Consider the following 15,616-nt stretch of genomic DNA (forward strand, 5'->3'; position numbering starts at 1 on the left):
CCATCTTTCACAGCATTACAATATTGTTATGAGTATAAATTATAGGTTTGTAAATATATCACAAACCGATAATAGACATTTACGAAAGTGTACTCTGTTAAAGTATGAAATCCTAGTGGATCAAGGGATAGAGGTAAATTGTTTAATAGGTCAAACTAGGCATTTTCCCCTCTGACTTTTAATACATGCATGGCTTTTGACTTAACTGTCATTGTGACTTTTCCCTCATTCACTTTATAAGCCCCTCCACCTAGGAGGTCAAAAACTTGATCTGGCTCATTGCCCTTGTTTATTTTATCATAGGCGGGTCTATTGGCTGTCAAAGGAATAGATATATTATGATCTTCTTCTGTCCTATTCATAATGACAATCGATTGAGATGCCTCATGGATTTTTCTGTAAATCAGAACCTGATCATGGAAGACAAACTGGAAATCACCTTGTCTAAACTCAGTTCCAGAATGACGTATGTCGATAATCTTTTTATAGAAGTCGAACATATCCAGATCCCACTTGGATTTCTCCCACTGCATTGGTCGTCTGCAGTCAGGGTCTCCCGCCCCTTCCATACCAATCTCAGTTCCATAGTAGACACTTGGTGCCCCCTCAAAAGTCATTTGGAAAAGGCCTGCCATTTTAAGGGCAGTCTTATTGCCTTGAGACTCAGTTAAAAAACGGGGCGTGTCATGACTGTCAAGAATATTGAGCATGGCAATATTGGCCTGGTGCGTGTAGCGTACAATATTGGTGTTGATCATATCTGCAAACTCTTTAGGCGTCCCCTTGTTCCATGCGAAATACTGTAGGCATGCTCTCGTAAAAGGATAGTTCATCGAGCCGTCAAACTGGTCTCCAATAAGCCATGGCTGTGCATTATGCCATATTTCGCCCACAATATAAGCATCTGGCTTAATAGACTTGACTGCTGTTCTAAATGTTCGCCAAAATGCGTGGTCAATTTCATTGGCCACATCCAGTCTCCAGCCATCAATATCGGCATATTCAATCCAGTATGTCCCAACTTTTATAAGATAATCAATAACCTCTGGGTTGGCCGTGTTGAGTTTTGGCATTTTGGGTTCAAATCCGAAAGTCTGATAGGTGATTTCATCAAAATCAATAGGCCATTGTTTAATGTAGAACCAATCATAGTAGGGAGAGTCCTTTCCTTTCTCCACCACATCCTGAAACTTGTCAAACATATAGCCACAGTGGTTAAATACGGCGTCAAGAACGACTTTTATCTTCTTTTCATGGCATATGTCCACCAGCTTCTTAAGTGTCTCCTTGTCCCCAAAATGCGGGTCAATTTCGAAGTAATCTGTTGTGTCATATTTATGGTTGGTCGTAGATTTGAAAACAGGGGTCATATAAATGGCATTGACACCCAATTCACTTAAGTGGTCTACCTTTTCAATTATGCCTTCCAAATCACCGCCAAAAAAGTTTTCTCTCGCAGGAATGCCTGTGTTCCAACACTCAATATTTTCTGGATCATTCGACCTGTTTCCATTGTGAAAACGCTCAGGGAAAATTTGATAAAAGACTGCATCTTTAACCCACTCAGGTATTTTATGTATGTCCACTTCATTCAGGTAGGGAAAGTTAAAGTAATGCAGGTGGAGCTCCTTTGGATCCAGGTCATGTTGAGGGCCCCACTCCGTATAATATAGGGTATTTTCACCTTCTTCTGAATAACCCTCGATAATAAAAACATAAGAAAGTCTAAAATTAATGCTGTCTGCCTTAACTTTGTATATATAATAGTCGTAAAACTCGTCAGAACGCTCAAGGTCCATATCAGCACAATGGTGTTCACTAATCCAGTTTTCATCAACACCACCAGCGGCATTTGGATCACCGCCTACGGCGTATTTGTCCCCATAGATAAGTCTAATGTTCTTCACATCACCCTTACCGGCTCTGAAACGAATTACGATGGTATTTTCATCAAGTGCAAAATTATAATTACTCTTTGGTTGATGGTAAAAAGCTTGTATATTCATATTCGACTCCATATTCATACTATTTGCGCAACCGTTTGCACATACAATGATACCAACTTGTATTCCATGCGTCAAGGTAATCAAAAGGAATGTTTGACCGTGGTTATAAGGACTGAAACCTACCAAGCTCTCATGCCACCTCAAAAAATCAAAAAGGCTGTCACAATGACAGCCCCTTAGTAATTTTCATTATTAATTATTGAGTTTTTCTATTCATATATAGATTATATGACGAAATGAAAAGACATTTTACTTTTCGTCAATATCGAACATTTCCAGGTAATTGACTAAATAATCTACCAGAACTTCTTGTCTTCTTTTCAGGTCTTCATCAGACATGTTAAGAATAGTGTAATTTTCGTCAGCCCATACAACAAGCTTTCCGCCCTTAAATGTATAGTTGGCAAATGATGATTCGACAAAGAAGAGTTCACCCTGGTCATAGTAGTATGTTGTTAAACCCGTCATTTTCCCAGCGTCCGTTGGTTCAGTCACTGTCATTTTAAGGATTTCATCATTGTCTAGGTACTGTTTAAGCACACGCGGTTCCCAACTTTCACTTTCTGGTTCAAGTGTAATTGTTTCCACTTCCGCTTCAGTGGCCTTAATGTCGATGGAATTCTTCTTGCTCAGTGCATTGTCCAGTTCATTTTGAGGAATAATAGCCGCTTCTTCGTCCACATCCTTCTCATCTGAATTGTCTTCAGTCAAGTCAGCCTCGTCACTAGACTCTTCTGATGCACTGGTATCATCTGTGTTCTCTACTTCCGATCCCGTCTCAGTTGCATTAGAGTCGATCAGGCTATTTTCCTGTGTTGTCTCTTGATTTGTACATCCTGCAGCCACCACTAGGGTCAGCGCAAGGATAATTATCAGTTTTTTCATAATGTATGCCTCCTTTCGGCTCATACTGAGTCTATCATTTTTACTAATTTTAGGGATTACAAACCGTTTACATAGAGGACATTGTTTCTAAATTTTAACCTTTTGAATGAATATGTTTATAATGCAATGCTTATATTTTGAAGCCTATTTTTACTCTATGCCCGTCTTGTTTTGCAAAGACCTCACCACCATGAGCATCCACAATGCCCTTTGTTATGGCTAGACCTAGCCCGCTTCCATTTTCAGAGCGGGACTTATCGGCCTTGTAAAGTCTTTCGAAAAGATTATCCAAATCACGATCATCCATAATGTCACAGTCGTTTTCGAAAATCAAGCAAAACCCTTCTTTTTCATCCTTATCAGCAATTAAACGTATATCGATGCTACTTGGTTTATAAGCATACTTAACGGCGTTCATGAGAAGATTTTCACACACCCTCACAATTCTTTTAGGATCAACTTCTACGAATATGTCTTCTTCCGGCAAATGAAGGTCTATATCCAGGTTTTCGTCTTCAAGAACAGGTGTATACTCTGAAATAATCTGCTGGACCAATTGATTCATCGAAATCATAGATAAATGAAGTTCTATATCTGTGTTGGCATACTTTGTGTATTCAAAGAGGTCATCAATGAGTATTTTCAGTTTTTCAGATTTTGCATAGGCAATCTCAGCATACTCAAGCATGTCCTCGTGTGTTTTAAATTGTTCTGTTCTTATAAGCCCCAAATAGCCCATAATAGATGTCAAGGGTGTTCTTAAATCATGAGACACATTTGTGATGAGCTCACTTTTGGTTTTTTCGATTCTGAGTTGTTCTTCCTTTTCCTGTTTCAAAGCCCGGCGCATAAAATTAATATTTTCTGCTAAGAGGGCCACCTCATCTGATCCATCTTCTTCCACTTCATAATCTAAATCCCCATCAGCTATAAAAAGCATGGCATCCGATATTTCCGTAACCATTTTAAGCTTTTTGCGCGAAAGTAGAATGAAGGTAAATATAAAGGCCACAAGACCGTTAATATAGGGGAAGATGCCCCCATTGCCTACAATTTCAGAAGTGTAAATTGTATATTCCCTTGGCGAGGAAATATAAATCATAAGTTTTTCAGGGCCATTCTGTCCATCAATTTTAAACACCCGAAAGACTTCTTGGGGTTCACGACTGCTGTAGCTATCGTGTAGGTTTACGTCACCAGCCTTTTCAGCAACATCAATTATATTGAGTTTTTCAGCTGTTGCCTTGTCGTTTTTGAAAAGAACATTCCCTGTCGTATCTGTGATGTATATCTCTGGTTCAGACATAAAGCTGCTAAAGAAATTTGATTCTTCCATAATTCCAAAAAAATCATCGATGCTCTCCGCTTCCATCACATCTTCAAACAGTCTTTCGCTCTGGCGAAATATTTCATCGTATCCCCTATCATATGTCGTCTCCACATCTTCACGTATTTCAACAGACAGACGTAAGCTAATCACTGTAACCATGACGCCGACCGTAAGAGCAATAAAGAAATTAAGTAGTATTTGCGCCAAAATACTGGCCTGTATTTTACTCCTTATTCCCAGTCTGTCAATCAGATTATTCACACCTGAAAAAAGACGGCCAATGAATGATCCCATTCGACCGAACCTTCTTTTCCACCTTCTGCGGTTAGCCGCTTTCTTGGCTGCTTTAATCTTGGCTCTTTTCTTTGCTTTTTCCAGTTTCTTTTGCTTTCTTTCAACAGAATTCATATTTTATAGCCAACCCCCCATACAGTTTTTACATATTCAGGACTGCGTGGATTGGCTTCAATTTTTTCTCTAATTTTTCTTATATGAACCATCACAGTGTTTCTTGTTTCGAAAGGATCTTCTTCCCAGACGGTTTCATATATTTTATCAGTGCTAAAGACCACACCCTTGTTTTTTGCAAGCAGGAGTAAAATATCAAACTCTCGTGGCGTGAGTTTGACAGCTTTTCCGTTGACCTTGACTTCATGGGTGGCCGTATTGATATAAAGACCATCAATAGCAATTTCTGTTTGTGAGGCATTCATGCCCTCAGTATTGTTTAGAACTTTAAACCTGCGAAGTTGAGATTTTATTCTGGCAAGAAGCTCAAGGGGACTAAATGGTTTTGTCATGTAGTCATCAGCCCCAGATGTAAGGCCATATATTTTATCTGTATCTTGGGTTTTGGCCGAAACCATAATGATTGGAATGTTTTTTTCTTTTCTAACCTCTTGGCAGACCGTTAGACCATCTATTTTAGGCATCATCACATCAAGGACCATCAACTCTATGGGCTGAGATTTTATAAGCTCTAAGGCCTGAGCTCCATCCTTGGCCATGTGACATATATAGCCGTCATTTTCTAGATAAATTTGAATAAGTTTTCTGATTTCCTGATCATCGTCGACAACCAATATATGTTCATTCATTTCTTCACCTCAGTTTGTGTCTTCCATACATACTAACGAACATGCTCTCAAACCCACTTTTAAGTTTTATATATGTAGGCTGCACACTATTTGTAAAATTCTTGTCCGCTGGTCATAGTATAATCCATCAATCTTTTGACAGTCTTAATATTTCTTAAAAAGATCTTAAGATGCCCATCGAGGAATTTAATATGTCTGTGACATTATATTCATTATTCTCTATAATTATTGAACATTCATATATTCCATAGTAAAATAGCATTTGATTGTTTACCAAGTCACTTACAACTTAGCACACGAATCACCTTATCCTATTTCATTTTGTAGGATATGGATCGTATAAATGTATGAAGCATTCGATTTTGTAAGTGTTCTCACTTTTTAAGAAAATAACTGGAGGTTATTATGCAAACTTTTACACCATCTGGGGTTTGTGCGAAGCAAATTCACTACAAAATAGATAATGGCATTGTTCAAAATGTAAAATTCGATAGGGGCTGTCCTGGCTCCCTACAAGGCATTGCAAAACTCGTTGAAGGTATGCCTGTCGAAAAGGTTATTGATGCCCTTAAGAACATTCAGTGCGGTGCAAAGGCCACATCCTGTCCTGACCAGCTCCGTCTTGCACTGGAATCGCAACTTTAAGCGCACACTGCAAAACTTCAAAGGTCTGGTCAATAAAGTTTTCTTTATGACTGCACCTTCAAAGAGCCCTTTAACAGGGCTCTTTTTGTATTTTGGTCTGATGATCTGAAATTAAAGGATTTCCCAGGACTGTATACGTGTTAAGGGAACCGCTTCTTTATGATAAAAAGTCAGATTTTTTATCTCTAGGGGTTCAATTTTTTCAACACGACTGTTTAGTCTTTCTATAAGGTTGTCAGTTTGACCTTCGTGCCATAAAGTGACTGGGTCACAGCAAACATATACAGGGAGGGTTTTTGATATAGGACCATTTCCTTGAGCGTAATGCTTAACACTCTTCAGCGATCTAATGTATTCCAGACCATTACGGTCAGCCTCTTCAACGAGGATTTGCATAAAGTGGTCAATCCACGGATTCCTATAGATGTCTAGAATCACTAAGTCATTTGATAACCTTCTAAACTGATCCACCTTCAATTTCAATATATCTAAGTCTGTTGACCGCTTTTTTAAAACCCCAAGCACGTCTTTTATAAGTGCATCAACCTCATCAAAATGCCTCATAAGAATCATGTTGTTATCAAAATGTCCAAAGAGAGGCAAATCCACTGGCATTACAGCCATTTTTCGATCTCCCAAACTTTCTCGTATATCGTAAATGATCTCTGTTAAGGGCTGTGATATATCTAAAGATATATAGGCTTCAAATCTTGGTCTTATTAATTCACTCATTATCTTTCTCCACATTTAAACTGAATTGATTTCCCCAGATATTATACCAGAATATACCTGCCTTATGTATGTTTGTCTATGTGTGCCCAAAGTAAAAAATCCGTTCTATAGGAGAATATCCCACTATAGAACGGATTTTGATTAAAATTTTACGACTTTGCTATGATTAAGCAGCGTCCTTGTTTTGAGCTGCTTCGAATGCAGCATCTTTTTTAGCGTTGAATATATCCTTATCAAGATCGCCTTCGCCTTGAGCTATAAGCATAGTACATACTGCATCACCTGTGATGTTTACAGCTGTACGGCTCATATCTAGAATACGGTCAACACCCATGATGATAGCAATACCTTCAACTGGCAGACCAACTTGCTGGAGCACCATAGAAAGCATGATCAGACCAACACCTGGAACGCCTGCAGTACCTACAGAAGCTAGAGTTGCCGTCACAATAACCATCATGTACTGGTTGATTGTTAAGTCAACACCAAAGAGCTGTGCAATAAAGACTGTCGCAACACCTTGCATGATTGCTGTACCATCCATATTGATTGTCGCACCAAGCGGTAGACAGAATGAAGCAATATCTTCTTCAACACCACAACGCTTAACTGTTGTTTCAATTGTGATTGGAAGCGTTGAAGATGAAGACGCTGTTGAAAAGGCAACAGCCATAGCTGGTGAAAAGTTTCTAAAGAACTGAATTGGGCTCAGTTTTGTAATCGCCGCAAGCAGACCTTGATAGGTCACAACAGCGTGAAGCAGTAGGGCACCCAGTACTGTAAGCATGTATACAGCAAGTGGTGCGAACATACCCCAACCTAGAGTGGCAAAAGTCTTAGCGATCAGACAGAATACACCAATTGGCGCCACTTTCATAACAAGTTCAACTATTTTTAGGTTCACATCATTCAGTTGCTCAAAGAATGTGAAAACTGATTTTGCCTTGTCACCTTGGATTGTAAGTGCTGTACCTACAAAGAGTGCAAACACTATAATTTGAAGCATTTTACCGTTTGCGAGTGAAGAAATTGGATTTGTTGGCACCATATCGTACAGTACAGAAACAAGGGCTGGAGATTCTTTCGCCGCAAATTCTGCACCTTCCATAGAGATTCCACCAACAAGACCTGGATTTGTTAAGTTAGCAAGTGTGATGGCAATTGTAATTGCGATCGCAGTTGTCATTAGATAGAAACCAATCGTTTTTGAACCAATACGACCAAGTTTTCTAACATCGCCGATCATCGCCGCACCAACAACTAGTGATACAAACACTAGAGGCACAACCATCATCTTAATTGAGTTAAGGAATACCTTACCCACTAGAACAAAGAAGAAATCGATTACGACGTTCTTTACAAATGGCACATCATTCATTGGGAATAGAACAATGCCGACGATAGCACCTAGAACCAAAGCCACTAGGATTTTCGTCGTTAAACTCATTTTTTTCATATAACCCTCCCTTTCATATGAGAACAATAGATAATTGCATTTCGTCTCAACCCCCTAATATGTTAAGACATTTTAAATTTTAGATCTTGCACCACAGCTTTCTACATATTCCTACAAAAACCTACAATTGTTCACCCAAAGGTCTGGTATAACTTCCATACGCTCTATGTGGAAATTTTCTGACGATTGAATATTATACTCAAATCAATTCATACATGTAACACACTTGTAAAATACACACTTTTATCCTTCTTTTTATTTCCATGAGTTAATAAATTCCTTGCATCGCATCATTCTTGGCTTGATAAAAACACACGAAAAAAGAGACCTCCTCACTGGAGATCTCTTTTTTCATTCGCTTTAACTCATATAGCCTGACCCGGTGTTCGACTGGCACCGGTATGGTATTCAGGGGCTATTGGAGAACTTGATTAGTATCCCATTGTACCCAGTTCGTCAGCTGTTACACTGTTCTCTTCTGTTAACTCAGGGAATGAAATAGAATCAATCGCATTAATGTTGTATGCTGTTGAGTCCATTTCAAAATTCACTTTTACAGTCGTTTCTGTATCTGGATCTGTTACCGTCATATCCATTGCCATAACGGATGATACCATTTGATTGGAATCATCAAGACCAAATGTCATATCAAAACGATCCATTGTGAAGTATGTAACCGCTTCTGCCCAGCCTTCTTCAAACTCTGACATCATATCATCCATTTGAGCGCTGATTTCTTCATCTGTAAGTTCAATGCCCATCATGGCATTTTGATTCTTTTGCGATGCGATCATGATTTCTCTGAAACCTGGATCGTTCATAACAGCAGTGAAAGCTTCATTGAAGATTTCCTTTGTGCGTGCATCATCAAGTGAAAGTTTGATTTGATTAACCTTAACTTCTTCACCGTTTACCATAACAGTAGCGCCTTCTTCAAGAACCAGTTCTTCATCAGTGACTTTGGCTAGAATAATATCATAAACCTTCTTACTGATTTCCTGAGCTTGTTCTTGTGTCATAACAGCTGATTCACCTTCTGCTGTCACAAGATCTTGAACAATGTAAGGTTCCATCATAGGAATCTTCATAGCCATTTGTTCTTCATTCATATAAATCTCAGCATTATATGTCATGCCACTAAGTTCTGCAGAAGCCGTCATTTCAATTTGAGGCTTTTCTGTCATAATCGACTTAGCATTCATTACCACGTTCACATCTTTAAGCATAGATGCAAACATTTCCATCATTGGATCTGGGTTCTCACCTAAATCAACACCGAAGTGGATTTTAATATCCTGTTCAGCTGATGTGATTTCCATTGATTTTGCCACTGATTCTTCCAACATCTCGCGTGCTGTCTGCTTCGGTGCACAACCGACTACAGATACGACCAATGCAAGACTCATAAGCAAAGATACTATTTTGCGTTTCATGTTAACTCCTCCTTTATTCTCACTAATTGTAGCATGATTAACCAACATATTCCATAAAAAAATCACGATTAGTCCATAAGATATCAAATTGTAAACTATCTGATAATTATCACATATTGGTAATTATGTATCAGTTTTCACAATGTCAAGAGGATCTTTGACGTATCTACGAATGCCATACTTGTCTCTGTGTTGATTCAAATAGGCTTTCATTTCTTCGCTATCCATATCCTTAATATCTGTAAGTTTCAAGTCTTGGCTAAAGGGACAAGCCGAAAGACAAACGCCACAGTCAGTTCCCAAAGATCTCCAGCGTTCATAACAGTTTTCCTGACTGATTTTCCAGCGCAGATCTCCATCAATGATGCTTCTTTTTTCTTTCGGAATGGCTTGACCAGGACAAGTTCGTGAACAAATTCCACAAATTTCGCAAAACTGTGCAAAATTGAAGTCCTCTGGATCGTCTTCAATAAGTTCCATTTCCGTTGTCACAACCCCAAGTCTAACCCTTGGCCCGTATTCTTTTGATGTAAGAAGTCCCATTCGGCCAATTTGTCCAAGACCTGCCGCTTGGGCCACAAGCGGTGCAATCAGAAGATAGTTGCCATCCATGTGGTTTCTTGCTTCATAGCCCAGTTCTCTTATCATATAAGAGAGAACCATCCCTATCATACCCGCATCCATATACCCTTTAACAACCGCTATGACTTCCTCCAGTTGAGGGGCTCTGTTGATCATCTCTTGATCCATTTCAACAGCAAAGACTATGGCATAGTGGTCTTTGGCCTCGACTGGCTCTTTATAGTTTTCAGTTTTGCGTCCGCGTAGAGTATAGTAATACTCCGGCTTCATTTTTGTGATACCGACATCAACCGCTCCATAGTACTTGGCATATTTCTTTATGGTTTCAGTCATTTCTTTTGGCGTCACTTTGACCTTCTCAGCTTGCTCTTTGCCCTCAGAAAGCGGGTTAATGTCCCCCAACATTCTAAAAACAGCATCTGCAAACCTAGAATGGACAGGATTATAAGTCATTGTCCCTTCACCGCATATATTCGGCAGGGTCCTGATATGGTCATCTCTTTGCTTTCTTTGTGGATGCTCATTGTAGTAATCCAAATACTCTTCAGACCCCACCTGAAGATTCATCCTAGCAAACATTGTGTCTCTTTCATCAATTCTTTTCATAACTGCCCTCCCTTCTTTTAATTATACATTGTCTACACCATTAAACCTAGTCATTTCATGCCCAATCTGCAGACCATAAGAAGATCAGAAGCCATGCATCAAACACCTTATTTATTACAGCATTTATTGCAACTTCATTTTCAACGATCAAGGTTTATAATTTTAATACTTTGCTGTATAACGTGGCTTATAATGAGGTTTATTAATGAAGCTTATGAGTTTATATCAAGACTTATATTTTCAATAAAAAACGTTCAGTACGCTATTTTAACTAGCATACTGAACGCCCTTTATTATCCCCATTTAATTATTAAACTGGCAAAACTGTAACCAAGTCCACCTGTCAGCATCATGACACAGCTTCCGTTCTTGATTTTTCCTGCCTTCAAGGCTAAATCCAGAGACAGGATATTATCAACGTGACCCACATGCCCATACTCGTCTAAATATATGGATTGGTCTTGAGAAAAGCCCAGTTCACTAAGTATATAGTTATGTGCTGACCGCTTTATATGAACCATAGACACATAGTCTATATCTTTTGATTGAACACCACTGGACTTCATAGCCCGACTGGCCACATCTAAAAAGGCTGGCACTGTCTTAAGCTTTAAATTATCTTTAAACGTCTGGTAATCTGGCATTTTGAGAGTCCAAAGATTTTCAGATCCATTTTTCTTAGGGTGCCTCGGGTCATTTGTTCCATTATGACTGGCCACAACATCGTCTGCAAAGACAGGTTCTGTTTTAATAAACGTTTCAAGAACTTGATTTTTATTATGTCCCTTTTGCAAGAGTACCGAACAAGCCCCAACTGTTAGGGGCAACATAAATGTTGAGTTGGGATCTGTAGGATCAACCAAGTAGCCTATGGTATTGGCTCCGCATATAAGCACATTTTTAATATCATTATTAGATGCCATCATGTCCTTGGCCACCTTTATGCCCAAGACCGTAGAAGAACATCTGTATGATATGTCAAAACCCCATGCATTCAGGGCTCCAATTTCTTTTTGAACCTTAATGGCCGCCGTCCAGCATATGTATTCCTTGTATTCTTCCCCGTTGAATATAATGAGATCTATATCCATAGGATCAAATCCAGTTTGCTCTAAACACTTTTTTGCTGATTTTATGGCCATGGCCACGCAGTGGTCATCTTTTCCCCCAAGCACTTTTTCTCTAATACCAATTTTTTCTATAATAACGTCTTCAGTCAGTCCAGAAACCTTTGATAGCTCATGGGCTGACATTCGACCTTCTGGAATGTACAGGCCATAGCCAACTATACCACAGGTTGTCTGATTCAATATTTAAGCCCCCTTATATTCAAGAAGTGCACTGGACCAGGAAAAACCAGCCCCTGCACTGAATAAGATTATTTTATCCCCGTTTTTAAACTGATTGTTCTCAAGCATCAAGTCAAGATTGAACACAATATCAGTCGGACCCATATGTCCATAGTCTTTTGCGATATGCATAGATGTTTGATCATAGTCCATACCAATAATGTCGATGATTTTGGTCATGATGTCACGTCCTATATTATAAAGAACCATATGACTAAGCGCCTTCTGTTCCACCTTGAGTCTGTCAAGCAGTTCTGTCATAACAAGTTTGTTGTTCTTGCCAAGCATGGTGAAAAGCTCATCTCTTTTCGTATCATCACTAAGATACTCAGCCGCAGACGCACGGCTATCTGAGCAAAATAGTTTTTTTCTAACATGGTCAGCCGTGACAGGAACTTTTAGGCCTCCAACAGGCATTTTCCACAGGTGATTAAAGGACCCATCTGTCTTGGCGTGGGTGCCCTTAATTTCAAATCCATTTTGTGAGCGCTTGACCAAACAAGCGCTGGCACCATCACCGTAATAATTGGCCGAAGCAGAAGTCCACCTGTTAATCAGAGGTTTTGAAAATTTATCCGCACAAACAACAAGGATGGTTTCTGTATCCGGATCAGCCTTTAGTTTACTATATGCAAAATCCAGCCCTGCCATGCCCCCACAGCAAAATTGTTCTATTCGAAAGGCGTAGGCGTTTACCGCTCCTATTTCATGGGCAACACGGGCAGCATCCGACCACCTTAAATAATCTGGCATTGTATTGGAGTAGACAACCACATCAATTTTTTCAGGATCAATACCAGCCTTTTCTATGGCTATATTCGATGCCTTAATAGCCATGTCTGTGGCTTCTTCACCTGTCGCCACATGAACCTTATCAATGGCCAATTCTCTAACGGTTTTCATGGGTATTTTTTCTGACTCTATAACATCCTTGGTGTAAATCACATTTTCAGGCACATATCGACCAGTTGATACAATACTTACAGCGTCCATCTAGTCCCCCTTATTTAAATTGAATGGCCGCACTGGCTGTAGAAAAGCCTGTGCCTGCACTAAATAAAACCACCAGGTCCCCTGAATCAAATTTTCTGTTTTTACGCATTTGATCAAAGTTGAAAAAAATATCTGCCGGACCCATATGTCCATGCTGACTGCCATACATCCAAGATGTATCTGCAAGGTCACAGCCTAGACTTTTACTAATGTTTTCTATGATATACTTTCCCACGTTGTAAGTGACTATTTTATTAACATCTTCCTTTTCCCTACCTATTTTCTGCATGAGACGGTCAAATGTTTCAATATTGGTTCTTACAATTCGACTGGATACCCTTGCCCGTTCTTCATCATCTTTCAAATATTCCATAGCAAATCGATTCAGGTCTATACGAAACAGACCCTCATCGATATGCTCTGGTTTAAGTGGCTTAACCGTTCCACCGACTGGTATTCTCCATAAATGGTTCAGTTCGCCGTCGGTTAAGTTGACAACTTCAAGGATTTCATGGTCTGTGACACCACGGCTGACAACGGCTGCGCTGGCGCCGTCCCCCCATATGCATGCATCTGCAGCCTTCCACCTGTCAACAATAGGCTCTTGAAACATATCTGCTGAAACAATGAGTATATTGTTGATATGGTCATCGGCTTTTATTTTAGAAACTGCATATTCAAGGGCTATAATCTGTGCATTGCAGGCCTGGTCATATCTAAGCGAGACCGCATTCACGGCTCCAATCTCATGTTGGACCCGCGCATATTCAGCCCACATAAAATACTCCGGAAAACCACCGTATGAGTATATGACAACATCTATGTCAGCTGGATCAATGCCTGCATCAGCAATTGCATCCTTAGCTGCATAAATAGCCATGTCTGTTGGGTATTCCCTATCACCTGACACATGTATCTTATCGATACCTATATTACTTATATAATCTTCTGTAAAACCATATTGATCCATAACAGAACGGGTCATGATTTGCTTTTTAGGTGCATATGACGCCGTGCCTGATATTCCAATCCCTGAGTATTTCCCCACTTTGGCCTCCTTAAATAAAGTCTGCTTTGTCGTACCATTCCATCAGCATGCCTGACCAAGCCAAACCAGCTCCAAATGAAACCATGGCCACCTTGTCCCCTTTTTTAATCTTGTTTTCTTCAATGGCTTCTGTCAGTGTGATCAGGGTAGATGCACCACCCGTATTGCCATACTTTTCTATGGTGGTATGGGTTTTAGTCATATCAAGACCCACTTTTTCAAGGGAGGTGCGAATAATATTAATATTTGCCTGGTGGGGAATGACAAAATCAATATCTTTGACATCAATACCTGAAGCATCTGCAACTTCTTCAAGACTTTGTGGAAGAACTGTGGTCGCAAAATCCCAGACCCCTTTATTGTCCATATTCAGGTAACGTTTTTTAACATCATCCACATTGTTGTTTCGAATTGGCATATCAAGGCCACCAGCTGGAATAATGCATGCATCATATCTAGAACCATCCACCTTCATGAGGAAGGACTGTATGCCCTTGCCTTTTGGAAGTCGACTTAAGACAGCAGCTCCAGTGCCATCTCCAAAGAAGCAGCAAGTGGCTCTGTCTTCCCAGTTGATCAAGTTACGGCTGATTATGTCTCCACCTATTACAAGGACATTTTCACAACTTCCACTTGCTACAAAGTTGGCGCCGATGGACAAGGCGTAAACACTTCCAGGACAACCACCAATGACCGCATCGAAAGCACCGGCATTTATACATCCAAGGTCGTGCTGAACTTTAAAAGATGTTGATGGGTCAATATGATCAGGATCAACCCGAGCAAGTATTATCAAATCTATATCTTCTGGTTTTAAACCTGAATTTTCTATGGCCATACGTCCAGCTTTTGTAGCCATACATGAAAGATTTTCGCTATCATCAGCAATTCGTCTTTCATGGACGCCTATTCTTTTTTTAATCCATTCATCTGTTGTATCTATTTTTTCAGCCAGTTCATGATTCGTAACCACACGTTCAGGCAAGTACTTTCCCATGCCTCTGATCCCAACACCATAGCTTGCTTTACTTGAAATATTACTAATCATTATGCTTCCTCCATTTTGTTATAAGCTTCTTTGTAATAAACCATTGTTGGCATATTGCCAGCCAGTATGACCTGTTTTATGTCCCCTTTTAAAAACTTGATCCGCTTTTGCACAAGGGCCAGGGTCGGGTTTAGTTTTCCCATATTGAGATCATGAAAATCTTGACTGCTAATGTCTATAACAACCTGATTTTCATCCTGTAAGCCTTCTTTAATACTTATAAATCCATCCTTTAGTTCTATGGTATGGTCAAAGGCAATATCAGCCATAGTGTATCCAACACTTAAAGAGGTGTTGGGATTTATGTATTCTTTGCGCACAGACTCCTCGTTAAGCATTTCCACCATAGAATCTATGACATGCCATAGACGCTCACCGTTTGTATAGGTCTTGTTCTTTTCCACTT

14 protein-coding genes are annotated in these 15,616 nt (G+C 39.7%); 1 reads left to right on the top strand and 13 read right to left on the bottom strand.

Translation table 11 applies throughout. The features are described from left to right. Positions 1 to 155 precede the first annotated feature (155 nt). The 4 genes from ACQ4KW_RS11340 to ACQ4KW_RS11355 form a co-directional block, all read right to left on the bottom strand. Entirely contained in the window at positions 156 to 2,006 is a 1,851-nt protein-coding gene (locus ACQ4KW_RS11340) for a glycoside hydrolase family 13 protein (protein WP_430882587.1), read from the bottom strand. 249 nt (positions 2,007 to 2,255) lie between these two features. Further along, positions 2,256 to 2,891, bottom strand: a complete 636-nt coding sequence (locus tag ACQ4KW_RS11345; protein ID WP_430882588.1) for a hypothetical protein — start codon at positions 2,889 to 2,891, stop codon at positions 2,256 to 2,258. A gap of 130 nt (positions 2,892 to 3,021) precedes the next feature. Further along, a complete protein-coding gene (locus ACQ4KW_RS11350; protein WP_430882589.1) occupies positions 3,022 to 4,629 on the bottom strand; it encodes an ATP-binding protein in 1,608 nt (535 codons plus the stop codon). Continuing rightward, complete coding sequence (locus tag ACQ4KW_RS11355; protein ID WP_430882590.1) at positions 4,626 to 5,318, bottom strand: response regulator transcription factor; 693 nt, start codon at positions 5,316 to 5,318, stop codon at positions 4,626 to 4,628. Before ACQ4KW_RS11355 ends, ACQ4KW_RS11350 begins: the two co-directional genes overlap by 4 nt. 405 nt (positions 5,319 to 5,723) lie before the next feature. Here ACQ4KW_RS11355 and ACQ4KW_RS11360 point away from each other — a divergent pair, with 405 nt between their 5' ends. Continuing rightward, entirely contained in the window at positions 5,724 to 5,963 is a 240-nt protein-coding gene (locus ACQ4KW_RS11360; protein ID WP_430882591.1) for a TIGR03905 family TSCPD domain-containing protein, read from the top strand. A gap of 111 nt (positions 5,964 to 6,074) precedes the next feature. On the opposite strand, the gene ACQ4KW_RS11365 is transcribed toward ACQ4KW_RS11360, so the two are convergent. The 9 genes from ACQ4KW_RS11365 to ACQ4KW_RS11405 form a co-directional block, all read right to left on the bottom strand. Next, positions 6,075 to 6,695 carry a hypothetical protein gene (locus ACQ4KW_RS11365; RefSeq protein WP_430882592.1) on the bottom strand — a complete coding sequence of 207 codons (621 nt, stop codon included), beginning with the start codon at positions 6,693 to 6,695 and terminating at the stop codon, positions 6,075 to 6,077. Between the two features lie 166 nt (positions 6,696 to 6,861). Next, positions 6,862 to 8,151 carry a dicarboxylate/amino acid:cation symporter gene (locus tag ACQ4KW_RS11370; RefSeq protein ID WP_430882593.1) on the bottom strand — a complete coding sequence of 430 codons (1,290 nt, stop codon included), beginning with the start codon at positions 8,149 to 8,151 and terminating at the stop codon, positions 6,862 to 6,864. A 431-nt stretch (positions 8,152 to 8,582) separates the two neighbouring features. Then, the gene (locus ACQ4KW_RS11375; RefSeq protein WP_430882594.1) at positions 8,583 to 9,584 is read right to left on the bottom strand and encodes a hypothetical protein; all 1,002 of its coding nucleotides are present in this window, start codon (positions 9,582 to 9,584) and stop codon (positions 8,583 to 8,585) included. 123 nt (positions 9,585 to 9,707) lie between these two features. Then, positions 9,708 to 10,772, bottom strand: coding sequence for a 4Fe-4S dicluster domain-containing protein (locus tag ACQ4KW_RS11380; RefSeq protein ID WP_430882595.1), 1,065 nt, complete (start codon positions 10,770 to 10,772; stop codon positions 9,708 to 9,710). A 293-nt stretch (positions 10,773 to 11,065) separates the two neighbouring features. After that, positions 11,066 to 12,082: a 3-oxoacyl-ACP synthase gene (locus ACQ4KW_RS11385; protein WP_430882596.1), complete on the bottom strand. Its 1,017-nt coding sequence runs from the start codon at positions 12,080 to 12,082 to the stop codon at positions 11,066 to 11,068. A gap of 3 nt (positions 12,083 to 12,085) precedes the next feature. Continuing rightward, positions 12,086 to 13,114, bottom strand: a complete 1,029-nt coding sequence (locus ACQ4KW_RS11390; protein ID WP_430882597.1) for a 3-oxoacyl-ACP synthase III family protein — start codon at positions 13,112 to 13,114, stop codon at positions 12,086 to 12,088. Positions 13,115 to 13,124: 10 nt separating this feature from the next. Further along, positions 13,125 to 14,162, bottom strand: a complete 1,038-nt coding sequence (locus ACQ4KW_RS11395; RefSeq protein ID WP_430882598.1) for a 3-oxoacyl-ACP synthase III family protein — start codon at positions 14,160 to 14,162, stop codon at positions 13,125 to 13,127. Positions 14,163 to 14,172: 10 nt separating this feature from the next. Next, entirely contained in the window at positions 14,173 to 15,210 is a 1,038-nt protein-coding gene (locus ACQ4KW_RS11400; protein ID WP_430882599.1) for a 3-oxoacyl-ACP synthase III family protein, read from the bottom strand. Further along, positions 15,210 to 15,614: an SCP2 sterol-binding domain-containing protein gene (locus ACQ4KW_RS11405; RefSeq protein WP_430882600.1), complete on the bottom strand. Its 405-nt coding sequence runs from the start codon at positions 15,612 to 15,614 to the stop codon at positions 15,210 to 15,212. Before ACQ4KW_RS11405 ends, ACQ4KW_RS11400 begins: the two co-directional genes overlap by 1 nt. Between the last annotated feature and the right edge of the window lie 2 nt (positions 15,615 to 15,616).

The sequence above is a fragment of the Tianxiuia mixotrophica genome, from assembly GCF_050596425.1.
Taxonomy (GTDB): Bacteria; Bacillota; Clostridia; order Peptostreptococcales; family Acidaminobacteraceae.

Excerpts from the sequence above, each read along its gene's own strand:
- ACQ4KW_RS11340 (WP_430882587.1), bottom strand. The coding sequence starts at position 2,006 with ATGAATATACAAGCTTTTTACCATCAACCAAAGAGTAATTATAATTTT.
- ACQ4KW_RS11345 (WP_430882588.1), bottom strand. The coding sequence starts at position 2,891 with ATGAAAAAACTGATAATTATCCTTGCGCTGACCCTAGTGGTGGCTGCA.
- ACQ4KW_RS11350 (WP_430882589.1), bottom strand. The coding sequence starts at position 4,629 with ATGAATTCTGTTGAAAGAAAGCAAAAGAAACTGGAAAAAGCAAAGAAA.
- ACQ4KW_RS11355 (WP_430882590.1), bottom strand. The coding sequence starts at position 5,318 with ATGAATGAACATATATTGGTTGTCGACGATGATCAGGAAATCAGAAAA.
- ACQ4KW_RS11360 (WP_430882591.1), top strand. The coding sequence starts at position 5,724 with ATGCAAACTTTTACACCATCTGGGGTTTGTGCGAAGCAAATTCACTAC.
- ACQ4KW_RS11365 (WP_430882592.1), bottom strand. The coding sequence starts at position 6,695 with ATGAGTGAATTAATAAGACCAAGATTTGAAGCCTATATATCTTTAGAT.
- ACQ4KW_RS11370 (WP_430882593.1), bottom strand. The coding sequence starts at position 8,151 with ATGAAAAAAATGAGTTTAACGACGAAAATCCTAGTGGCTTTGGTTCTA.
- ACQ4KW_RS11375 (WP_430882594.1), bottom strand. The coding sequence starts at position 9,584 with ATGAAACGCAAAATAGTATCTTTGCTTATGAGTCTTGCATTGGTCGTA.
- ACQ4KW_RS11380 (WP_430882595.1), bottom strand. The coding sequence starts at position 10,772 with ATGAAAAGAATTGATGAAAGAGACACAATGTTTGCTAGGATGAATCTT.
- ACQ4KW_RS11390 (WP_430882597.1), bottom strand. The coding sequence starts at position 13,114 with ATGGACGCTGTAAGTATTGTATCAACTGGTCGATATGTGCCTGAAAAT.
- ACQ4KW_RS11400 (WP_430882599.1), bottom strand. The coding sequence starts at position 15,210 with ATGATTAGTAATATTTCAAGTAAAGCAAGCTATGGTGTTGGGATCAGA.